The following is a 22,443-nucleotide window of genomic DNA, read 5'->3' as shown; positions in this document are numbered from 1 at the left end:
AAGTAGGGTGGTGACCATGGCCGACCCGAGCAGCTACCGCCCCAAGCCGGGACAGATCCCCGACTCGCCGGGGGTCTACAAGTTCCGTGACGAGCACGGCCGGGTGATCTACGTCGGAAAGGCGAAGAGCCTGCGCCAGCGGCTCTCGTCGTACTTCCAGGACCTGGCGAACCTCCACCCGCGGACCCGCACCATGGTCACCACGGCCGCCGCCGTGGAGTGGACCGTGGTCTCCACCGAGGTCGAGGCCCTACAGCTCGAGTACTCCTGGATCAAGGAGTTCGACCCCCGGTTCAACGTCAAGTACCGCGACGACAAGAGCTACCCCTCGCTCGCCGTGACCCTCAACGAGGAGTTCCCCCGGGTCCAGGTGATGCGCGGCGCCAAGAAGAAGGGCGTGCGCTACTTCGGCCCGTACGCCCACGCCTGGGCCATCCGCGAGACCGTCGACCTGATGCTGCGCGTGTTCCCCGTCCGGACCTGCTCCGCCGGGGTGTTCAAGCGCTCCGCCCAGATCGGCCGCCCCTGTCTGCTCGGCTACATCGGCAAGTGCTCGGCCCCCTGCGTCGGGCATGTCACCGCCGAGGAGCACCGTGAACTGGCCGAGGAGTTCTGTGACTTCATGGCCGGGCGCACCGGCACCTATCTGCGCCGCCTGGAGCAGCGGATGCACGAGGCCGCCGAGGAGATGGAGTACGAGAAGGCGGCCCGGCTCCGTGACGACATAGGGGCGCTCAAGCGCGCCATGGAGAAGAACGCGGTGGTGCTCGCCGACGCCACCGACGCCGACCTGATAGCGGTCGCCGAGGACGAGCTGGAGGCGGCCGTCCAGATCTTCCATGTGCGCGGCGGCCGGGTGCGCGGTCAGCGCGGCTGGGTCACCGACAAGGTCGAGGCCGTCGACACCGCCGGGCTGGTCGAGCACGCCCTCCAGCAGCTGTACGGGGAGGAGCGCGGCGACGCGGTCCCCAAGGAGGTCCTGGTGCCCGCCGTGCCGGAACCGGCCGAGCCGGTCACCCAGTGGCTCGCCGAGCGCCGGGGCTCCCGGGTCGATCTGCGCATCCCGCAGCGCGGCGACAAGAAGGACCTCATGGAGACCGTCCAGCGCAACGCCCAGCAGGCGCTCGCGCTGCACAAGACCAAGCGCGCCTCCGACCTCACCACCCGCTCCCGGGCGCTGGAGGAGATCGCCGAGGCCCTGGGGCTGGACTCCGCTCCGCTGCGCGTGGAGTGCTTCGACATCTCCCATCTCCAGGGCGATGACGTGGTGGCGTCCATGGTCGTCTTCGAGGACGGGCTCCCCCGGAAGAGTGAGTACCGCCGGTTCCAGATCAAGAGCTTCGCCGGGCAGGACGATGTCCGCTCCATGCACGAGGTCGTGAGCCGCCGCTTCCGCCGGTATCTACAGGAGAAGCAGAAGACCGGGGAGTGGCAGGAGGAAGGCGCCGGGCCTCCCGGGGCTGTCGAGGCGTCCGAGCCCGCTGGGGCTCCCGGGTCCACCGGGTCCACTGGGGCCGCCGGGTCCACCGGGACCGCCGGGCAGCCCCTCGGCGGACCAGGCGGACCCGACGCAACCGGCGGAGCCGACGGACCCGACGGACCCGACCGGGGGCCCTCCGGCCCGATCGACGAGGAGGGCAGGCCGAAGCGGTTCGCCTACCCGCCCCAGCTCGTCGTGGTCGACGGTGGCAAGCCGCAGGTGGCCGCCGCCAAACGGGCCCTGGACGAGCTCGGCGTGGACGACGTCGCCGTCTGCGGCCTCGCCAAGCGGCTCGAGGAGGTGTGGCTGCCGGACGAGGAGGACCCGGTGGTGCTGCCCCGCAGCAGCGAGGGTCTCTACCTCCTCCAGCGGGTCCGCGACGAGGCCCACCGCTTCGCCATCACCTACCAGCGCAGCAAGCGCGCCAAGTCGCTGAAGGCCGGGCCGCTGGACACCGTTCCGGGGCTCGGTGACAGCCGTAAGCAGGCCCTGCTGAAGCACTTCGGCTCGGTCAAGCGGCTGCGCGCGGCCACCGTCGAGCAGATCTGCGAGGTGCCCGGCGTCGGCCGTAAGACGGCCGAGACGGTCGCCGCGGCGCTCGCCGGGGCCGCCCCGGCCGGGCCCGCCGTGAACACCGCCACAGGAGAGATCATTGAGGACGAGGCCGCCGGCGCGGCGTCGTCGAACGGGGGGACCAGACCATGACCGAGCATGAGAACCATGGAGACGGAGCGCAGGTGAATACGGGCACGTCGGGCGAGCCCGCCGAGGCGGCGGCCATCCCCGAGCTGGTGATCATCTCTGGAATGTCGGGCGCGGGCCGCAGCACCGCCGCCAAGTGTCTGGAGGACCTCGGCTGGTTCGTCGTGGACAACCTGCCCCCCGCGCTGATCCCCACCATGGTCGACCTGGGCGCCCGCTCCCAGGGCAATGTGGCCCGGATCGCCGTGGTGGTGGACGTCCGCGGCCGCCGCTTCTTCGACAACCTCCGCGAGTCCCTCGCCGACCTCGCCGCCAAGAACGTCAAGCGGCGCGTGCTGTTCCTGGAGGCGTCCGACGACGCCCTAGTGCGCCGCTTCGAGTCGGTGCGCCGCCCGCACCCGCTCCAGGGCGACGGCCGGATCGTGGACGGCATCGCCGCCGAGCGGGATCTGCTGCGCGAGCTGCGCGGCGACGCCGATCTGGTGATCGACACCTCCAGCCTCAACGTCCATGAGCTGCGCGCCAAGATGGACGCCCAGTTCGCGGGCGAGGAGGAGCCCGAGCTGCGGGCCACCGTGATGTCGTTCGGCTACAAGTACGGGCTGCCGGTCGACGCCGATCTGGTGGTGGACTGCCGCTTCCTGCCCAATCCGCACTGGGTCCCCGAGCTGCGCCCCTTCACCGGGCTCAACGAGGAGGTCTCCAGCTATGTCTTCAACCAGCCCGGCGCCAAGGAGTTCCTGGACCGCTACGCGGAGCTGCTCCAGCTCATCGCCGCGGGCTACCGCCGCGAGGGCAAGCGCTATGTGACCATCGCCGTCGGCTGCACCGGCGGCAAGCACCGCAGTGTCGCGATGTCCGAGCGGCTCGCCCCGCGGCTGGCCGCCGAGGGAGTGGAGACCGTCATCGTCCACCGGGACATGGGGCGCGAGTGACCATTCGTACCAATCGGCTGCGGCGGCTGGTCGGGGCGCGGACGAACCGGGGCGCACAGCCCAAGGTCGTCGCGCTGGGCGGTGGCATGGGCCTGTCGGCGTCGCTCGCCGCGCTGCGCCGGATCACCGGCGATCTGACCGCCGTCGTCACGGTGGCCGACGACGGGGGCTCCAGCGGCCGCCTCCGCGACGAGCTGGGCGTGCTGCCGCCCGGCGACCTGCGCAAGGCCCTGGCCGCGCTGTGCGGTGACGACGACTGGGGCCAGACCTGGGCGCGGGTCATCCAGCACCGCTTCGTCAGCGAGGGCGATCTGCACGGCCACGCGGTCGGCAATGTGCTGATCGTCGCCCTGTGGGAGCAGCTGGGCGACCATGTGAAGGCGCTCGACCTGGTCGGCAAGCTGCTGGGCGCCCACGGCCGGGTGCTGCCCATGTCGGCCGTCCCCCTGGAGCTCCAGGCGTACGTCCGGGGGCATGACCCGGCGCGCCCGGACGAGGTCTCCACCGTCGCCGGGCAGGCCACCGTGGCGCTCACCCCCGGCGAGGTGCAGTCGGTCCATCTGGTGCCGCACGATCCGCCGGCCGTCCCCGAGGCCGTCGAGGCGGTCATGGACGCCGACTGGGTGGTGCTGGGGCCCGGCTCCTGGTTCTCCTCCGTGATCCCGCATCTGCTGGTCCCCGATCTGCTCACCGCGCTCACCGAGACCAAGGCCCGGCGCGTGCTCTCGCTGAACCTCGCCCCTCAGCCGGGAGAAACCGACGGCTTCTCCCCGCAGCGTCATTTGGAGGTTTTGGCCCGACACGCCCCTAAACTCGCCTTCGACGTGGTGCTGGCCGATGAGGCCGCCGTCCCCGACCGGAGCAGTCTGTGCGACGCCGCCAAGCGGCTGGGCGGCACAGTCGAGCTGGCGCCGGTGGCCGCGACCGACGGTGCCCCGAAGCATGACCCGGAGCTTCTGGCGGCCGCGTACGACCGTATTTTTCGGATGCATGGAAGGATCGGCCCATGGCGATGACGGCAGCGGTGAAGGACGAAATCTCCCGGCTCCCCGTCACCCGGACCTGCTGCCGGAAAGCGGAGGTCTCGGCGATCCTGCGGTTCGCGGGCGGACTGCACCTGGTCAGCGGGCGCATCGTGATCGAGGCGGAGCTGGACACCGGGATCGCGGCCCGCAGGGTCCGCAAGGACATCCTGGAGATCTTCGGCCACTCCTCGGATCTGGTGGTGATGGCCCCCGGCGGGCTGCGCCGCGGCAGCCGGTACGTGGTGCGGGTGGTGGCGGGCGGTGACCAGCTGGCGCGGCAGACCGGCCTGGTCGACGGCCGCGGCCGGCCGATCCGCGGGCTGCCGCCGCAGGTCGTCTCGGGGGCCACCTGCGACGCCGAGGCCGCCTGGCGCGGGGCCTTCCTCGCCCATGGCTCGCTCACCGAGCCCGGCCGTTCGTCCTCCCTGGAGGTGACCTGCCCCGGTCCGGAGGCCGCGCTCGCCCTGGTCGGCGCCGCCCGCCGGCTCCAGATCGCCGCCAAGGCGCGCGAGGTGCGCGGGGTGGACCGGGTGGTCGTCCGGGACGGTGATGCCATCGGCGCGCTGTTGACGCGGCTGGGGGCACATGAGTCGGTCCTCGCCTGGGAGGAGCGGCGGATGCGCCGCGAGGTGCGGGCCACCGCCAACCGCCTCGCCAACTTCGACGACGCCAATCTGCGCCGCTCGGCCCGCGCCGCCGTGGCCGCCGGAGCCCGGGTGCAGCGTGCCCTGGAGATCCTGGGCGAGGAGGTGCCCGAGCACCTCGCCGCGGCCGGACGGCTGCGCATGGAGCACAAGCAGGCGTCCCTGGAGGAGCTGGGCGCCCTCGCCGACCCGCCGCTGACCAAGGACGCCGTCGCGGGCCGTATCCGGCGGCTGCTGGCCATGGCCGACAAGCGCGCCCAGGACCTGGGCATCCCCGGCACCGAGTCCAGCCTGACCGAGGAGATGGCCGACGGCATGGTCGGCTGACCGCTCCCACGAGCCGCCCACGCCCCCGGATCACATGAGCGATCCGGGGGCGTAGTGCGTTCCGGGGGTCGAGACAGCGGTTCCGCGCGCCGCTGTTGACATGACCATGTGTCGTGACAAGTCTGGAGCGCTGCGCACCCGCGTGTCTTCACACGACAGCCAGGGGGGCTCATGAAGCTCGGACGCACGGTGAGATTCAGACGCACGGTGAGATCGGGCGGCGCGGTGGTGGCACTTGCCGCGCTGCTCCTGGGGGGACTGGCCGCGGCGCCCGCGGCCACCGCACAACCGCCGGCGGACTCCGCCGGAGACGGGCTGTCCGTATGGACCGCCCAGGTCACGAAGGATCAGATTCCGCTGCTGCTGCGCGCCGGAGCGGACGGCACCGAGCTGGGGCGGCAGGTGCCCGAGAAGGGCACCGGCCCGGTCGAGCTCTACCTCACCGCCGGGCAGGCCGCCGAGCTGCGCGGCAAGGGCGTGCGGCTCGCCGAGAAGAAGGTCTCCGCGCAGAGCCGCGACCGGCTGAAGGCCGCGGGCGACGGCGTCTTCCGCCCCTACAGCGGCGAGGGCGGGCTGAAGCAGGAGATCGTCGAGACCGGCCGGGCGCACCCCGGCCTCACCAAGGTCGTCAGCATCGGCAAGACCGGCCAGGGCGAGGACATCCTCGCCCTCAAGCTGAGCAAGGGCGCCGCGAAGACCCGCGACGGCGGCAAGCCGTCGGTGCTGTACATGTCCAACCAGCACGCCCGTGAGTGGATCACGCCCGAGATGACCCGCCGGCTGATGCACTACTACCTGGACAACTACGGCAAGGACGACCGCGTCACCAGGATCGTGGACCGTACGGAGCTGTGGTTCGTGCTGTCCGCCAACCCCGACGGCTACGACTACACGCATCAGAGCCCGGCCAACCGCCAGTGGCGAAAGAACCTGCGCGACAACAACGGTGACGGCAAGATCACCTCGGGCGACGGCGTCGACCTCAACCGCAACTTCGGTTACAAGTGGGGCTACGACAACGAGGGTTCGTCCGCCGACCCGGCCGATGAGACCTACCGGGGACCCGCCCCCGCCTCCGAACCGGAGACCAAGGCGCTGGACGCCTTCGAAAAGCGCATCGGCTTCACCTACGGCATCAACTACCACTCGGCCGCCGAACTGCTGCTCTACGGCGTCGGCTGGCAGGTCGCCACCCCGACCCCCGACGACGTCCTCTACAAGTCCCTCGCCGGCACCCCGGAGCACTCCGCGATCCCCGGCTACCACCCGCAGGTCTCCTCCGAGCTGTACACCACCAACGGCGAGGCCGACGGCCACGCGGCGAACGTCAACGGGATGATGATGTTCACCCCGGAGATGTCGACGTGTCAGACCGCCTCCAACGTGGACCCGGACGACGCCTGGCAGCCGCGCGACTGCGCCTCCGTCTTCACCTTCCCCGACGACGAGAAGCTGATCGCTCAGGAGTTCACCAAGAACATCCCCTTCGCGCTCTCCGTCGCCGAGACCGCCGAACACCCCGACCGGCCCTCGTCGTCGGTCGGTATGACCGCGCGGGACTTCACCCCGGACACGTTCACCACGTCGTACGCGCGCGGAGCCGACCAGGACGTCTCGGTGACCGTCCGCAAGAGCGTCCGCGACAAGGAGCTCAACTACCGCGTGGACGGCGGCCGTACCCACACCGCCCCGCTGAAGGCGTGGCGGGGCGGCGAGACCTACGGCGGCGAGGACAACATCCGCTTCGACCAGTACCGCGCCGCCGTCAAGGGCGCGGACCCCGGCCAGAAGGTCGAGGTCTGGTTCACCGGCCGCACGGGGAACGGCAAGCGGACCGCCAGTGAGCCGTTCACCTACACCGTGGCCAAGCGGCCCCGCGCCGACACGCTGGTGATCGCGGAGGAGGGCGGCACCTCTCCGGCCCGGCACACCGCCGCGTACACCCGGGCGCTGGCCGACAACGACCGTAAGGCGGCCGTCTGGGACGTGGCCGCCCAGGGGGCGCCGTCCGCGCTCGGCGTGCTGAGCCACTTCAGGACGGTGCTCTGGTACACCGGCGCCGAACGGCCCGGCGGCCCGACCCTGCTCGCGGTGCGCGACTTCCTCAACGAGGGCGGCAAGCTGATCACCACCGGTGAACGGGCCGGCGGCAGCTCCGAGGTGGGACCGGCCGACACCGACGACTTTAGCCAGTACTACCTGGGCGCCGACAGCCGGCTCACCCTGAAGTCGCCCACCGCCTTCCAGGGCGCCGGCGCGCTCGCGGGCACCGGCGCGAACCTCGGCGATGCCCCAGGCAACCCCCTGGACGCCGCGGGCGCCTACACCGTCACCTCCGATGTGCTGCCGCCCGAGGACTTCCCCCAGTTCCGCAGCGCGGGCGCGGGGGAGTACCCGAACACGCGCACCCCGTACCAGCCTTATGAGGGCGACTGGATGGCGGCCGCGGGTCACCGTGACAACTCCTGGATGCGGCTGTCCCGCACGGTGGACCTCACCGGTGTGTCCGCCGCCGACGAACCGGCCCTGGACTTCCGGCTCAGCTACGACACCGAGCCCGGTTACGACCATGTGATCATCGAGGCGCACACCGCGGGCCAGGACGACTGGACCACCCTCCCCGACGCGGGCGGCGGCTCTTCCACCAAGGTGCCCACCGAGTGCGAGGCGGGTTTCCTGCTCAATCTGCACCCGTTCCTCAAGCACTACCTGACCCCCGGCGACGACGGCTGTACCGCGAAGGGCAGCACGGGCTCCTGGAACAGCCTGACGGGCTCCTCCGAGGGGTGGCGGCCGGTCTCGCTGGATCTGAGCGGCTACGCGGGCAAGAAGGTCGAGCTGGCGCTCTCGTACGTCACCGATCCGGGCACCGGCGGCCGGGGCGCCTTCGTGGACGGCACCGAGCTGACCGTCGGCGGCACCGCCGAGGACTCCGAGGGCTTCGAGACCGCGCTTGGCCCGTGGACGGTGCCGGGGGCGCCGGAGGGCAGTCCGGCGAACGCCGGGGACTGGTCCCGCTCCCAGGAGCTCTTCCACACCGTCGCGGGCGTCACCACACGGGACACCGTGCTGCTGGGATTCGGACTGGAGCACGTCCCCGACGCGGCCCAGAGGGCGCGGCTGGTGGGCGACGCGCTACGTGCGCTGCGTCGTTGACAGCGCGTGACACATCGTGACTGAATCGGCGGTCCGTACCACTTTCAGGTGGTCGCGGGCCGCCGATGCCAATGTCACGTACGTCCCGTGATAGCGGTAGGGTCGGAGGCGGTCGGGGACATCCCATTACACGTTCGCCGGCGTCCAGACCGGCACACCAACGAGGAGATCGGTTCGTGACGATCCGCGTAGGCATCAATGGCTTCGGCCGCATCGGTCGCAACTACTTCCGCGCGCTCCTTGAGCAGGGCGCGGACATCGAGATCGTCGGTGTCAACGACCTGACCGACAACGCCACCCTGGTCCACCTGCTCAAGTACGACTCCATCCTCGGCCGGCTGAAGCACGAGGTCAGCCACACCGAGGACACCATCACGGTGGGCAACCAGACCTTCAAGACGATGGCCGAGCGCGACCCGGCCGCCCTTCCGTGGGGCGAACTCGGCGCCGACATCGTGGTGGAGTCCACCGGCATCTTCACCAAGCGCGAGGACGCCGCCAAGCACCTCGCCGCCGGCGCCAAGAAGGTCCTGATCTCCGCGCCCGCCAAGAACGAGGACATCACCATCGTGATGGGCGTCAACCAGGACAAGTACGACCCGGCGAACCATCACGTCATCTCCAACGCCTCCTGCACCACCAACTGCGTGGCGCCGATGGCCAAGGTCCTCGACGAGAGCTTCGGCATCGTCAAGGGCATGATGACGACGGTCCACGCGTACACCAACGACCAGCGCATCCTGGACTTCCCGCACAAGGACCTGCGTCGCGCCCGCGCGGCGGCCGAGAACATCATCCCGACCTCCACCGGTGCCGCCAAGGCCACCGCGCTGGTCCTCCCGCAGCTCAAGGGCAAGCTGGACGGCATCGCGATGCGCGTCCCGGTCCCGACCGGCTCGGTCACCGACCTGGTCCTGGAGCTCGACCGCGAGGTCACCAAGGACGAGATCAACACCGCCTTCCAGAAGGCCGCCGAGGGTCAGCTCAAGGGCATCCTCGAGTACACCGAGGACCCGATCGTCTCCTCGGACATCGTCAACTGGCCGGCGTCCTGCACCTTCGACTCCTCCCTGACCATGGTCCAGGGCAAGCAGGTCAAGGTCGTCGGCTGGTACGACAACGAGTGGGGCTACTCCAACCGCCTCGTCGACCTGACCGTCTTCGTCGGCGGCCGGCTCTGACCGCTGTCCCGATGAGCTAGGAAACGGGGCCCGCTACGACGCCGTCGTAACGGGCCCCGATCCATGATCAAGGAGTCATCCCTGTGAAGACGATTGACGATCTTCAGGTCGCCGGGCAGCGGGTCTTCGTCCGCGCCGATCTGAACGTGCCGCTCGACGGCGAGACGATCACCGACGACGGCCGGATCCGCGCCGCCGTCCCGACGATCACCAAGCTCCTGGACCGGGGCGCCAAGGTGATCGTCGCCTCGCATCTGGGCCGCCCCAAGGGCGCCCCGGACCCCCAGTACTCGCTCGCCCCGGTCGCCCGGCGGCTCGGCGAACTCCTCGGCAAGCAGGTCGCCTTCGCGACCGACACCGTGGACGACAGCGCGCAGGCCACCGTGGCGGGGCTCGGCGACGGCGAGGTCGCGCTGCTGGAGAACCTGCGCTTCAACGCCGGTGAGACCAGTAAGGACGACACCGAGCGCGGCGCCTTCGCCGACCGGCTCGCCGCCCTCGCCGACCTCTACGTGGGCGACGGCTTCGGCGCGGTCCACCGCAAGCACGCCTCCGTGTACGACCTCCCGGCGCGGCTGCCGCACGCCGCGGGCGACCTGATCGCCGCCGAGCTCACCGTGCTGAAGAAGCTCACCGAGGACGTCAAGCGGCCGTACGCGGTGGTCCTCGGCGGCGCCAAGGTCTCCGACAAGCTCGGCGTGATCGACCACCTCCTGGAGAAGGCCGACCGCATCCTGATCGGCGGCGGCATGGCCTACACCTTCCTCAAGGCCCAGGGCCACGAGGTCGGCGGCTCGCTGCTCCAGGAGGACCAGGTCCCGGCGGTCCAGGACTACCTGCGCCGGGCCGAGGAGCGAGGTGTGGAGTTCGTGCTGCCGGTCGATGTCTCGGCCGCGGCCGAATTCCCGGACCTGAAGACCAAGGCCCCGGCGAACCCGCGGCTCGTCGCGGCGGACGCGATCCCGGCCGAGCTCATGGGGCTGGACATCGGCCCGGAGACCCGCAAGCTCTACGCCTCGAAGCTGGCCGACGCGGCCACCGTCTTCTGGAACGGTCCCATGGGCGTCTTCGAGCACCCCGACTACGCCGAGGGCACCCGGGCCGTGGCCCAGGCGCTCGTGGACAGCCCGGCCTTCACCGTGGTCGGCGGCGGCGACTCCGCCGCGGCCGTGCGCATCCTGGGCTTCGACGAGAACGCTTTCGGCCACATCTCGACCGGCGGTGGAGCGAGCCTCGAATACCTCGAGGGCAAGACGCTCCCCGGCCTCGCCGCACTGGAGGACTGAACACCGTGAGTGACCGCATTCCGCTGATGGCGGGCAACTGGAAGATGAACCTCAACCACCTCGAGGCCATCGCCCACGTCCAGAAGCTCGCCTTCGGGCTCGCCGACAAGGACTACGAGGCCGTGGAGGTCGCGGTGCTGCCGCCCTTCACCGACCTGCGGTCCGTGCAGACCCTGGTCGACGGCGACAAGCTGAAGATCAAGTACGGCGCCCAGGACATCTCGGCGCATGACTCCGGCGCCTACACCGGCGAGGTCTCCGGCCCGATGCTGGCCAAGCTCAGGTGCGCCTACGCCGTCGTCGGGCACTCGGAGCGGCGCCAGTACCACGACGAGACCGACGAGCTGTGCAACGCCAAGGTCAAGGCGGCCTTCCGCAACGACCTCACCCCGATCCTGTGCGTCGGCGAGGGCCTCGACGTCCGTAAGGCGGGCAACCAGGTCGCCCACACCCTCGCCCAGGTGGACGGGGGCCTGAAGGACGTCCCGGCCGAGCAGGCCGAGACCATCGTGATCGCCTACGAGCCGGTCTGGGCGATCGGCACCGGCGAGGTCGCGACCCCCGAGGACGCCCAGGAGGTCTGTGGGGCCATCCGCGGCCGGCTCGCCGAGCTCTACGGCCAGGAGGTCGCGGACAAGGTCAGGATCCAGTACGGCGGCTCGGTGAAGTCCGGGAACGTCGCCGCGATCATGGCCAAGCCGGATGTGGACGGCGCCCTGGTCGGCGGTGCGTCGCTGGACGCGGACGAATTCGTCAAGATCGTTCGTTTCCGCGACCAGTGAGTAGGCCCTAGCGCGCGCGTCGTCGTACCCTGTCGGGGGTCGAGGCGGTGGAAATCGCACCGTCCGGCCCCCGACGTCCGTACAAGCCCGAGAAGGTTGGTCCAGCTGTGATCATGGGGTTCTCGATCGCCCTCATCATCTTCAGCCTGCTGTTGATGATGTTGGTGCTCATGCACAAGGGGAAGGGCGGCGGCCTGTCCGACATGTTCGGTGGCGGCATGCAGTCCTCGGTGGGCGGCTCCTCGGTCGCCGAGCGCAACCTGGACCGCATCACCGTGGTGGTCGGGCTGCTGTGGTTCGTCTGCATCGTCGTGCTCGGGCTGCTGATGAAGCTCGACTGAGGGTCCGCCGGCGGGGTCCGTCCGGGGCCCGGCTGACGCCCGATAACTGACGTACCGTCGTCAGCGGGGCCCATATGCGGCCTATGATGGCATGGCGTCCTCCGTGACGGGTGTAACTCCTCTCACTGGACGCGCGTTGGGCCTTACGTAGACTGGGGCGCCGGGCGGCGAAGCTGCCAATCGAGGCTTCGCGGCACCATCACGCAGGGAGTTACGACCGTGGCAAGTGGCAACGCGATCCGTGGAAGTCGGGTCGGGGCGGGGCCGATGGGAGAAGCCGAGCGAGGCGAATCGGCGCCGCGCCTGCGCATCTCCTTCTGGTGCTCGAACGGGCATGAGACCGTGCCGAGCTTCGCCAGCGACGCGCAGATCCCTGACACGTGGGACTGCCCCCGCTGCGGCTTCCCGGCCGGCAAGGATCGGGACAACCCGCCGGACCCGCCGCGCACCGAGCCGTACAAGACGCATCTGGCGTACGTACGGGAGCGGCGCAGCGACGCCGACGGCGAGGCGATCCTCGCCGAGGCACTCGCCAAGCTCCGGGGCGAGATCTAGACGCACAACGCGGTACGACGGCCCGGCCGGGCACCTCCTGCGAGGGGTGCGCGGCCGGGCCGTTGTCAGTGGCGCGGGCTACGGTCGTGGGGTGCTGGATCACCGGGGGGAGCCGTCCCGCCGGGTGGGGGCCGACGCAGGGGGCGGAGGGGGATCGTCATGGCCGCGGTGGACGCCGGTGAGCTGGGCGCCGGGGAACCGGCGGGGCCCGCGTGGCGCGGGGGGTTCGGGCGGCTGTGGGCGGCCGCGGTCGTCTCCCGGTTCGGGGACGCGCTGCGGGGCGCGGCGCTGCCGCTGCTGGCCGTCTCGCTGACCGATTCGCCGGTGCTGGTCTCGCTCGTGACCGCCTGCGGCTTCCTTCCCTGGCTGCTGTTCGGGCTGATCGGCGGGGCGATCGCGGACCGGGTGGACCAGCGGCGGGCGATGTGGGCGGTGGACGGCGTGCGGGCCGTCCTGATGGCGGGGTTCGCCGTCGCGGTGTGGCTGGACCGGGCCACCATCGGGCTGCTGCTCGCCCTCGCCTTCGCCCTCACCACGCTACAGACCCTGTTCGACAACGCGGCCACGGCGCTGCTGCCGTCCGTGGTGGGGCAGCGGGCGCTGGGCCGGGCCAACGCCCGGCTGATGACCGGGCAGGAGGTCATGGGCCGGTTCGTGGGCGCCCCGCTGGTGCCGGTGTTGCTCGGCCTCGGCGCCGCGATGCCGTACGCGGCGGACGCGGCCACCTATCTCGCCGCCGCCGTGCTGGTCGCCTCGCTGGGGGCGGCACCCCCCGAGCGCGCCCCGCGCCCGCCGGGCGGGTCGCTGCGGCGCGATATCGCCGAGGGCCTGGCGGTGCTGTGGCGGGACCGCACTCTGCGGGCGCTGTGCGCCTCCACCACGCTGTGCAACATCGGCATCGGCGCGCTCATCGCCACCCTGGTGCTGCACATCACCGGATGGCTGGACGCCGGGAACACCGGGTACGCGGCCGTCATCACCGTCTACGGGATCGGCAGCGTGGCCGGGGGACTGGTGGCCGCCCGGCTCACCGAGAAGCTGGGGCGCGTCCGCGCCCTCGTGGTGTGCGGCACCGCGCAGATCGGCGCCCTGGCCGCCCTGGGGGCGATACGGAGCCTCCCGGTCGCGGTCGCCGCCATGGGCCTCTTCGGCTTCGCGGGAATCGTCTGGAACGTCACCGAGGTGACGATGATGCAGCAGCGCAGCCCGGACGGGGTACTCGGGCGGGTGAGCTCCGCCTTCCGCACCCTGTCGATCGCGGGCACCCCGCTCGGCGCGCTGCTCGGCGGGGTGATGGCCCAGGCGTGGGGGTTGAACACGCCGGCGCTGGGGGCCGCCGCGCTCTTCGTCTGCGGGGTGGCGGCCCTCGTTCCGGGAATGCGGTTCGTCATCAATTAGGTTGGTGGCCACGGGGGCCAGGTACCGACGAGAAGTGGGCTGATGTCCGAGATGAACATGGAAGGCCGCACCAGGCTGGACCAGCTGCCGGAATGGCATGCGCTGGCCGCACACCGCAAGGAGCTGGGCGACGCTCATCTGCGCGACCTGTTCGCGGGCGACCCGGAGCGCGGGAGCCGTCTCACCCTTCAGGTCGGCGATCTCCACGTCGACTACTCCAAGCACCTGGTGACCGACGAGACCCTGCGGCTGCTGCGCGAGCTGGCGCGGGCCACCAAGGTGGCCGAGCTGCGCGACGCCATGTTCCGCGGCGAGCGGATCAACACCACCGAGGACCGCGCGGTGCTGCACATCGCGCTGCGCGCACCGCGCTCCGCGGAGATCAAGCTGGACGGTGAGGACGTCGTCGGCGAAGTGCACGCCGTGCTCGCCAAGATGGCCGTCTTCGCCGACCGCGTCAGGTCCGGCGACTGGACCGGCCACACCGGCAAGCGGATCAAAAACGTCGTCAACATCGGCATCGGCGGCTCCGATCTGGGCCCGAAGATGGCGTACGAGGCGCTGCGCTCCTACAGCGACCGTTCGATGACGTTCCGGTTCGTCTCCAATGTGGACGGCGCGGATCTGCACGAGGCGGTGCGCGACCTGGACCCGGCGGAGACGCTGTTCATCGTCGCTTCCAAGACGTTCACCACCATCGAGACCATCACCAACGCCGTCTCCGCCCGCGACTGGCTGCTGACCGGGCTCCGGGCCGGTCAGGAGGCCGTCGCCAAGCACTTCGTGGCGGTGTCGACCAACGCCGAGAAGGTCGCCGAGTTCGGCATCGACACGGACAACATGTTCGGGTTCTGGGACTGGGTCGGCGGGCGCTACTCCTATGACTCGGCCATCGGCCTCTCCCTGATGGTCGCCATCGGCCCGGACTGCTTCCGCGAGATGCTGGCCGGTTTCCATCTGGTCGACGAGCACTTCGCCACCGCCCCGCCGGAGGAGAACGTCCCGCTGCTGATGGGCCTGCTGGGCATCTGGTACGACAATTTCCACGACGCCCAGTCGCATGCCGTCCTGCCCTACAGCCACTATCTGTCGCGGTTCACCGACTATCTCCAGCAGCTGGACATGGAGTCCAACGGCAAGCATGTGGACCGGGACGGCAACCGCGTCGGCTGGCAGACCGGCCCCATCGTCTGGGGCACTCCCGGCACCAACGGCCAGCACGCCTACTACCAGCTGCTCCACCAGGGCACCAAGCTGGTCCCGGCCGATCTGATCGGCTTCGCGCGGCCCGTGAAGGACCTGCCGCCCGGGCTGGAGTCCCACCACGACCTGCTGATGGCCAACCTCTTCGCCCAGGGCCAGGCGCTGGCCTTCGGCAAGACCGCCGAGGAGGTCGCCGCCGAGGGGGTGCCCGAGGAGCTGGTGCCGCACAAGACCTTCGACGGCAACCGCCCCACCACCACGATCCTCGCCCATGAGCTGACCCCGTCGGTGCTGGGCCAGCTGGTCGCCCTCTACGAGCACAAGGTGTTCGTCCAGGGCGCGGTGTGGAACATCGACTCCTTCGACCAGTGGGGGGTGGAGCTGGGCAAGGTGCTCGCCAAGCGCGTCGAGCCCGCCCTGACCGAGGGCGCCGAGGTGCCCGGCCTGGACGCCTCCACCGCGCACCTGGTCGCCACCTACCGGTCGCTGCGCGGCCGCTGAGGCTCTTACCGCGCATACGAAACGATCCCCCGGGCGCTCCGAGCGCCCGGGGGATCGTCTCTGTCCGATACGAGGGTCACGGCGAGGCCGGCGGGTACAGCTCGCGCGGCAGCCCCGCCGCCGCGGCCCGGTCCAGCAGCCACAGCGTCCGGCGGCGGCCGCGCGCGCCCGCCGCCGGAGCCTGAAGCTCCCCGGCGCCCGACAGCGCTATCGTGACCGCCTTCGCCTTGTCCTCACCGGCCGCCAGCAGCCACACCTCCCGTGCCGCGCGGATCGCGGGCAGGGTCAGCGAGATCCGTACCGGCGGCGGCTTGGGCGCGCCGCGCACCCCGACCACCATCCGCTCGGTCTCCCGGACGGCGGGCAGCTCGGGGAAGAGCGACGCCACATGGGTGTCCGGGCCGACGCCCAGCAGCAGCACGTCGAACGACGGCACCGCGCCGTGGTTCTCCGGCCGCGCGGCCCGGGCCAGCTCGGCCGCGTACGCCTCGGCCGCCGCGTCCACATCGCCGCCCTGGGGGCCGTCCGACGCGGGCATCGCGTGCACCCGCGCCGGGTCCAGCTCCACCGCGTCCAGCAGCGCCTCGCGGGCCTGTGTGACATTGCGGTCCGCGTGGCCCTCGGGCAGGAATCGCTCATCGCCCCACCACAGGTCCAGCCGCGACCAGTCGACCGCGTCGCGCGCCGGGGAGGCGCCGAGCGCGGCCAGCAGGCCGTTGCCGTTGCGCCCGCCGGTCAGGACGACCGAGGCCGAGCCACGGGCGGCCTGGGCGTCCACGATCTTCGTGATCAGCCGTGCCGCCGCGGCCTGGGCCATCAGCTCCTTGTCGCGGTGGACGACCACCTGTGGTGCGGTCATGTGTCCGCCTTCCCGTCCGCCTTCTGCTCCTGGGACTTGTGCTCCTGGGACTTCGGGGGGTGGGGCTTGGGCACCGGCGGCTGCGCCGGTGCCTGCGGCGGGTTCTTCGGCGAGCCCGGAGCGTGCTCCGACGGCGACTCCGGATCCCGGGTCGGCAGCGGCGGCAGGTCCGCCCCGGACGGCACCACCTTGGTCGCCGGGGCGGCCTTGGCGTCCCGCTCCAGCGTCCCCACGCCGCCCTTGCCCAGCTTGCTCACGCCGAACTTCACCGACGACTCGTAGCTCTCGTCGGGGTCCAGCCGGCGCAGCTCCTCGGCGATCAGCTCCGACATCTCACGCCGCTGGAGCGCCACATGCCGGTCGGGCTGGCCCGGCATGGCCAGCTCGGCCAGCGAGCCGTTGGCCCGGTCCAGGCAGATCACGCCGTCGGCCGTCTCCAGCCGCACCGCGGTCAGCCCGGGGCCCTCCGAGACCTGCCGGTCCACCGGAACCCCCAGCCGCTGGGCGAGCCACAGTGCGAGCAGTTCGCTGCTCGGGTTGTACGCCTCGCCCTCGACGACCGCGGAGGTGATCGGGGAGTGCCGCTGGTCCAGGGCCGCGGCCAGGACGCTGCGCCACGGGGTGATCCGGGTCCACGCCAGATCGGTGTCGCCCGGGGTGTAGGTGGCGGCCCGCAGCCCGAGGGCCGCGACCGGGTCCTCGGTGGCCTGGGCGTCGGTGATCCGGCGCTGGGCCAGCTGCCCGAGCAGGTCCTCGGCGGGGTGCTCCGGGGCGTCCTCCGGCCACCACACCACCACCGGGGCGTCCGGCAGCAGCAGCGGCAGGACCACCGAGTAGGCGTGGTTGGCGAGTTCGCCGTGCAGCCGCAGCAGCACCGTCTCACCGGTGCCGGTCTCACCGCCGACCCGCACCTCGGCGTCCATCCGGGCCATCTTGCGGTCGCGCGGCGACCGGCCCGGCCGCTTGATGACGACCAGGGTGCGCGAGGGGTGCTCCTTGGACGCCTCGCTCGCCGCCCGCAGCGCGTCGTAGTGGTTGCCCTCGTCGGTGACGATGACGAGGGTGAGCACCATGCCCACGGCCGGGGTACCGGTGGCCCGGCGCGCCTGGACCAGAGCGGAGTTGATCCGGCTGGACGTGGTGTCCGTGAGATCGATGTTCATGGCCGCCGCCAGCTCCGTCCGTCTCGTGCGAGCATCTCGTCCGCGGCTTTCGGCCCCCAGGTCCCGGAGGTGTACTGCTCGGGCCTGCCGTGCTTGTCCCAGTACTCCTCGATCGGGTCGAGGATCCGCCAGGACTGCTCGACCTCCTCATGGCGGGGGAAGAGGTTCGCCTCGCCGAGCAGGACGTCGAGCAGCAGCCGCTCGTACGCCTCGGGGCTGGACTCGGTGAAGGACTCGCCGTACTGGAAGTCCATCGTCACGTCCCGGATCTCCATGGAGGTGCCGGGCACCTTGGAGCCGAACCGGATGGTGACGCCCTCGTCCGGCTGCACCCGGATGACCAGGGCGTTCTGCCCGAGCTCCTGGGTGTCGGTGGCGTCGAAGGGGGAGTGCGGGGCGCGCTGGAAGACCACCGCGATCTCGGTGACCCGCCGTCCCAGCCGCTTGCCGGTGCGCAGGTAGAAGGGGACACCCGCCCAGCGGCGGTTGTCGATCTCCAGCTTGATCGCGGCGTAGGTGTCGGTCTTCGAGTGGGGGTCGATGCCCTCCTCCTCGAGGTAGCCGCGCACCTCCTCGCCGCCCTGCCAGCCGGGGGCGTACTGGGCGCGCACCGTGTGCTTGCCCAGGTCCTTGGGCAGCTTGACCGCCCTGAGCGCCTTCAGCTTCTCGGTGACCAGGGAGGAGGCGTCGAAGGAGGCGGGCTCCTCCATGGCGGTCAGCGCGAGCAGCTGGAGCAGGTGGTTCTGGATGACGTCGCGGGCCGCGCCGATGCCGTCGTAGTAGCCCGCGCGTCCGCCGATGCCGATGTCCTCGGCCATGGTGATCTGCACATGGTCGACGTACGACCGGTTCCAGATCGGCTCGAACATGGTGTTGGCGAAGCGCAGTGCCAGGATGTTCTGGACCGTCTCCTTGCCCAGGTAGTGGTCGATCCGGAAGACATCACTGGGCCGGAAGACCTCGTGGACGACCTGGTTGAGATCCTGGGCGCTCTTCAGGTCGTGGCCGAAGGGCTTCTCGATGACCGCGCGCCGCCAGGAGTCGCCCTGGCCGTGCGACAGCCCGTGCTTCTTGAGCTGCTGCACGACGGTGGGGAAGAACTTCGGCGGGACCGACAGATAGAAGGCGAAGTTGCCGCCGGTGCCGCGCGCCTTGTCGAGCTCCTCTATGGTCGCCCGCAGCTGGACGAACGCCTCGTCGTCGTCGAACACGCCGGGGACGAAGCGGAACCCCTCGGCCAGCTGCTGCCAGACCTCCTCGCGGAACGGGGTCCGCGCGTGTTCCTTGACCGCGTCGTGGACGACCTGGGCGAAGTCCTCGTTCTCCCAGTCGCGGCGGGCGAAGCCGACGAGTGAGAAGCCCGGGGGCAGCAGCCCGCGGTTGGCCAGGTCATAGATGGCCGGCATCAGCTTCTTACGGGACAGGTCGCCCGTGACGCCGAAGATCACGAGGCCGGACGGCCCCGCGATGCGCGGGAGCCGCCGGTCTCGTGGGTCACGCAGCGGATTGCTGCTGCTCACGTTTTCACGCCTCCGAGGGTGCGAGGCGCTTGAGCTCCGCCTCGGTGGACTTCAGCAGGTCGTTCCACGAGGACTCGAACTTCTCGACGCCCTCGTCCTCCAGCACCTGGACGACGTCGTCGTAGGAGATCCCGATGCCGGCCAGCGCGTCGAGGTCGGCCTTGGCCTGCTCGTACGTGCCGCGCACGGCGTCGCCGCGGATCTCACCGTGGTCGGCGACCGCCTCCAGGGTGGCCTCCGGCATGGTGTTGACGGTGCCGGGGGCGACCAGGTCCACGACGTACATGGTGTCCTTGTACGCCGGGTCCTTGACACCGGTGGATGCCCACAGCGGACGCTGCTTGTTGGCGTTCGCCCGGTCCAGGACGGCCCAGCGGTCGGAGCTGAAGACCTCCTCGTACGCCTGGTACGCGAGGCGGGCGTTGGCGACGGCGGCCTTGCCGCGCAGCGCCTTGGCCTCATCGGTGCCGATCTTGTCGATGCGCTTGTCGATCTCGGTGTCCACGCGGGAGACGAAGAAGGACGCCACCGAGTGGATCTTCTGTAGGTCGAGGCCCGCGGCCTTGGCCTTCTCCAGACCGGCCAGGAAGGCGTCCATGACCGCGCGGTACCGCTCCAGGGAGAAGATCAGCGTGACATTGACGCTGATGCCCAGGCCGATCACCTCGGTGATCGCGGGCAGCCCCGCCTCGGTCGCCGGGATCTTGATGAAGGTGTTGGGCCGGTCCACCAGCCAGGCCAGCTGCTTGGCCTCGGCGATGGTGGCCGCCGTGTTGTGGGCCAGGCGCGGGTCCACCTCGATGGAGACCCGGCCGTCCTGGCCGCCCGTCGCGTCGTACACCGGCCGGAGGATGTCGGCCGCGTCGCGGACGTCCGCCGTGGTGATCATGCGGACGGCTTCCTCGACCGTGACCCGGCGGACCGCGAGGTCGGCCACCTGCTGCTCGTAGCCGTCACCGCCGGAGATCGCCTTCTGGAAGATCGACGGGTTGGTGGTGACGCCTACGACATGCTGCTGGTCGATCAGCTCGGCCAGATTGCCGGAGGTGATCCTCTTGCGGGAGAGGTCATCGAGCCAGATCGCGACGCCTTCGTCGGCCAGCCGCTTGAGTGCGTCTGTCATGGGGTGTGTTCTCCTACTCGTCGCACTTACGTCGTCTGTGGGGGTCAGCGCCCGGCGGCGTCGAGGGACTCGCGGGCGGCGGTGACCACGGCCTCGGCGGTGAGGCCGAACTCCCGGAAGAGCACCTTGTAGTCGGCCGAGGCGCCGAAATGCTCCAGCGAGACGATGCGGCCGGCCTCGCCGACGAAGCGGTACCAGGTCAGGCCGATACCCGCCTCGACGGCCACCCGAGCCTTGACGGACGGCGGCAGCACTGTCTCCCGGTACCCCTTGTCCTGCTCCTCGAACCACTCGACCGAGGGCATCGACACCACGCGGGTGGGAATTCCGGCGGCCTGGAGCTGCTCGCGCGCCTCCACGGCGAGCTGCACTTCGGAACCGGTGCCGATGAGGATGACCCGCGGCTCGCCGCCCTCGGCCTCGAAGAGGACGTAGCCACCCTTGGCGGCGTTCTCGTCGGCCTCGTAGGTCGGCACGTTCTGCCGGGTCAGGGCCAGGCCGTGCGGAGCCGGGTTCGCGGTGTGGCGGCGGGTGATCTCCCGCCAGGCGATGGCCGTCTCGTTGGCGTCGGCCGGGCGGACCACGTTCAGGCCCGGGATGGCGCGCAGCGCGGACAGGTGCTCCACCGGCTGGTGGGTCGGGCCGTCCTCGCCGAGACCGATGGAGTCGTGCGTCCACACGTAGGTGACCGGCAGCTTCATCAGCGCGGCGAGCCGGACGGCCGGGCGCATGTAGTCGGAGAAGACCAGGAAGGTGCCGCCGTAGACACGAGTGTTGCCGTGCAGCGCGATGCCGTTCATGGTCGAGCCCATGGCGTGCTCGCGGATGCCGAAGTGGATCGTGCGGCCGTACGGGTCGGCCTCCGGCAGCGGGTTGCCCTTCGGGAGGAAGGACGAGGACGCGTCGATCGTGGTGTTGTTGGAGCCCGCGAGGTCGGCGGAGCCGCCCCACAGCTCGGGGAGCACCCCGCCGAGTGCCTTGAGGACCTGGCCGGACGCCTTACGGGTGGCGACGTCCTTGCCCGGCTCGAAGACCGGCAGCGCGCTCTCCCAGCCCTCGGGCAGCTCGCCCGCGGTGATCCGGTCGAACAGGGCGGCCCGCTCGGAGTTGGCGTTCCGCCACTCCTGGAGCTTCTTGTCCCAGGCGGCGTGGGCCTCGCGGCCGCGCTCGACCAGGGCGCGGGTGTGGTTGATGACGTCGGTGTCGACCGCGAAGTGCTGCTCGGGGTCGAAGCCGAGGACGCGCTTGGTGGCGGCGACCTCGTCGGCGCCCAGCGCCGAGCCGTGGGACGCCTCGGTGTTCTGCGCGTTCGGGGCGGGCCAGGCGATGATCGTACGGGCCGCGATGATCGAGGGGCGCTCGGTCTCGGCCTGCGCCGCCTTGAGCGCCGCGTGCAGCGCGTGGATGTCGAAGTCGCCGCTCTCGGCCTGCTCGATGCGCTGGACGTGCCAGCCGTACGCCTCGTAGCGCTTCAGCACGTCCTCGGAGAGCGCGGTCGCGGTGTCGCCCTCGATCGAGATGTGGTTGTCGTCGTACAGGGCGACGATGTTGCCCAGCTTCTGGTGGCCGGCCAGCGAGGACGCCTCGGCGGAGATGCCCTCCTCCAGGTCGCCGTCGGAGACGATCGCCCAGATGGTGTGGTCGAACGGAGAGGCGCCCTCGGGCGCCTCCGGGTCGAACAGGCCGCGCTCGTAGCGGGCGGCCATCGCCATGCCCACCGCGTTGGCGATGCCCTGGCCCAGCGGGCCGGTGGTGGTCTCGACACCGGTGGTGTGGCCGAACTCGGGGTGGCCCGGGGTCTTGCTGCCCCAGGTGCGGAACGACCGCAGATCGTCGAGCTCAAGACCGAAGCCCGCCAGGTACAGCTGGACGTAGAGGGTCAGGCTGGTGTGCCCGGGGGAGAGGACGAAGCGGTCCCGGCCCACCCAGCCCGCGTCGGAGGGGTCGTGCCGCATCAGCTTCTGGAAGAGCAGGTACGCGGCGGGCGCGAGACTCATGGCCGTGCCAGGGTGGCCGTTACCGACCTTCTGTACGGAATCCATGGCCAGGACCCGGGCCGTGTCGACGGCTCGCTGGTCCAGATCGGTCCACTCGAGGTCTGTGGTAGTCGGCTTGGTGCTCACCCTGAGTCAGGGCTCCTCTCCACAATGTCGAAATCCGGTGACCGTATGTACACCGGCGATGTCGAGCCTACCCCTGGAACAACGGTCATCTTTTCGAGTTCCACTCAACGGGATAAGGAACGAATTCCGAGGTTGCCGC

General features: G+C 70.7%; 17 protein-coding genes. 12 read left to right on the top strand and 5 right to left on the bottom strand.

Annotated elements, in window-relative coordinates; translation table 11 throughout:
• Positions 1-16: 16 nt before the first annotated feature.
• The 12 genes from uvrC (at position 17) to pgi (ending at position 15,516) form a co-directional block, all read left to right on the top strand.
• The gene (gene uvrC / locus ABD329_RS28555; protein WP_198277463.1) at positions 17-2,185 is read left to right on the top strand and encodes an excinuclease ABC subunit UvrC; all 2,169 of its coding nucleotides are present in this window, start codon (positions 17-19) and stop codon (positions 2,183-2,185) included.
• A complete protein-coding gene (rapZ, locus tag ABD329_RS28550) occupies positions 2,182-3,117 on the top strand; it encodes an RNase adapter RapZ (RefSeq protein ID WP_198277462.1) in 936 nt (311 codons plus the stop codon). Before uvrC ends, rapZ begins: the two co-directional genes overlap by 4 nt.
• Positions 3,114-4,133, top strand: coding sequence for a gluconeogenesis factor YvcK family protein (locus ABD329_RS28545; RefSeq protein ID WP_198277461.1), 1,020 nt, complete (start codon positions 3,114-3,116; stop codon positions 4,131-4,133). Before rapZ ends, ABD329_RS28545 begins: the two co-directional genes overlap by 4 nt.
• Complete coding sequence (whiA, locus tag ABD329_RS28540; protein ID WP_030840944.1) at positions 4,124-5,113, top strand: DNA-binding protein WhiA; 990 nt, start codon at positions 4,124-4,126, stop codon at positions 5,111-5,113. The genes ABD329_RS28545 and whiA overlap by 10 nt, the downstream gene beginning before the upstream one ends.
• Before the next feature lie 171 nt (positions 5,114-5,284).
• A complete protein-coding gene (locus tag ABD329_RS28535) occupies positions 5,285-8,269 on the top strand; it encodes a M14 family metallopeptidase (protein WP_198277460.1) in 2,985 nt (994 codons plus the stop codon).
• Positions 8,270-8,445: 176 nt separating this feature from the next.
• Positions 8,446-9,450 (top strand): type I glyceraldehyde-3-phosphate dehydrogenase, encoded by a 1,005-nt coding sequence (gene gap / locus ABD329_RS28530; RefSeq protein WP_037949670.1) that lies wholly within the window; start codon positions 8,446-8,448, stop codon positions 9,448-9,450.
• Between the two features lie 83 nt (positions 9,451-9,533).
• Positions 9,534-10,736: a phosphoglycerate kinase gene (locus ABD329_RS28525; protein ID WP_198277459.1), complete on the top strand. Its 1,203-nt coding sequence runs from the start codon at positions 9,534-9,536 to the stop codon at positions 10,734-10,736.
• Positions 10,737-10,741: 5 nt separating this feature from the next.
• Positions 10,742-11,518: a triose-phosphate isomerase gene (gene tpiA, locus ABD329_RS28520; RefSeq protein ID WP_198277458.1), complete on the top strand. Its 777-nt coding sequence runs from the start codon at positions 10,742-10,744 to the stop codon at positions 11,516-11,518.
• A gap of 113 nt (positions 11,519-11,631) precedes the next feature.
• Complete coding sequence (secG, locus tag ABD329_RS28515; RefSeq protein ID WP_014059875.1) at positions 11,632-11,859, top strand: preprotein translocase subunit SecG; 228 nt, start codon at positions 11,632-11,634, stop codon at positions 11,857-11,859.
• Positions 11,860-12,078: 219 nt separating this feature from the next.
• Positions 12,079-12,414, top strand: a complete 336-nt coding sequence (locus ABD329_RS28510; RefSeq protein WP_009718803.1) for an RNA polymerase-binding protein RbpA — start codon at positions 12,079-12,081, stop codon at positions 12,412-12,414.
• Positions 12,415-12,573: 159 nt separating this feature from the next.
• Positions 12,574-13,812 carry an MFS transporter gene (locus tag ABD329_RS28505; protein ID WP_344317109.1) on the top strand — a complete coding sequence of 413 codons (1,239 nt, stop codon included), beginning with the start codon at positions 12,574-12,576 and terminating at the stop codon, positions 13,810-13,812.
• A gap of 51 nt (positions 13,813-13,863) precedes the next feature.
• Positions 13,864-15,516 carry a glucose-6-phosphate isomerase gene (pgi, locus tag ABD329_RS28500; protein WP_198276424.1) on the top strand — a complete coding sequence of 551 codons (1,653 nt, stop codon included), beginning with the start codon at positions 13,864-13,866 and terminating at the stop codon, positions 15,514-15,516.
• Positions 15,517-15,592: 76 nt separating this feature from the next.
• Here pgi and pgl read toward each other — a convergent pair whose 3' ends face one another.
• The 5 genes from pgl to tkt are packed head-to-tail and all read right to left on the bottom strand — an operon-like array spanning position 15,593 to position 22,304.
• The gene (gene pgl, locus ABD329_RS28495; RefSeq protein WP_198276421.1) at positions 15,593-16,375 is read right to left on the bottom strand and encodes a 6-phosphogluconolactonase; all 783 of its coding nucleotides are present in this window, start codon (positions 16,373-16,375) and stop codon (positions 15,593-15,595) included.
• Complete coding sequence (opcA, locus tag ABD329_RS28490; RefSeq protein WP_198276420.1) at positions 16,372-17,538, bottom strand: glucose-6-phosphate dehydrogenase assembly protein OpcA; 1,167 nt, start codon at positions 17,536-17,538, stop codon at positions 16,372-16,374. The genes pgl and opcA overlap by 4 nt, the downstream gene beginning before the upstream one ends.
• The gene (gene zwf / locus ABD329_RS28485) at positions 17,535-19,058 is read right to left on the bottom strand and encodes a glucose-6-phosphate dehydrogenase (RefSeq protein ID WP_138911200.1); all 1,524 of its coding nucleotides are present in this window, start codon (positions 19,056-19,058) and stop codon (positions 17,535-17,537) included. The genes opcA and zwf overlap by 4 nt, the downstream gene beginning before the upstream one ends.
• Before the next feature lie 4 nt (positions 19,059-19,062).
• Positions 19,063-20,181: a transaldolase gene (gene tal / locus ABD329_RS28480; protein WP_198276419.1), complete on the bottom strand. Its 1,119-nt coding sequence runs from the start codon at positions 20,179-20,181 to the stop codon at positions 19,063-19,065.
• A 44-nt stretch (positions 20,182-20,225) separates the two neighbouring features.
• Positions 20,226-22,304, bottom strand: a complete 2,079-nt coding sequence (tkt, locus tag ABD329_RS28475; protein ID WP_198276418.1) for a transketolase — start codon at positions 22,302-22,304, stop codon at positions 20,226-20,228.
• Between the last annotated feature and the right edge of the window lie 139 nt (positions 22,305-22,443).

Source organism: Streptomyces javensis (assembly GCF_039525925.1).
GTDB lineage: Bacteria > Actinomycetota > Actinomycetes > Streptomycetales > Streptomycetaceae > Streptomyces > Streptomyces asiaticus.
This window is presented reverse-complemented; position numbering and strand designations above follow the sequence as displayed.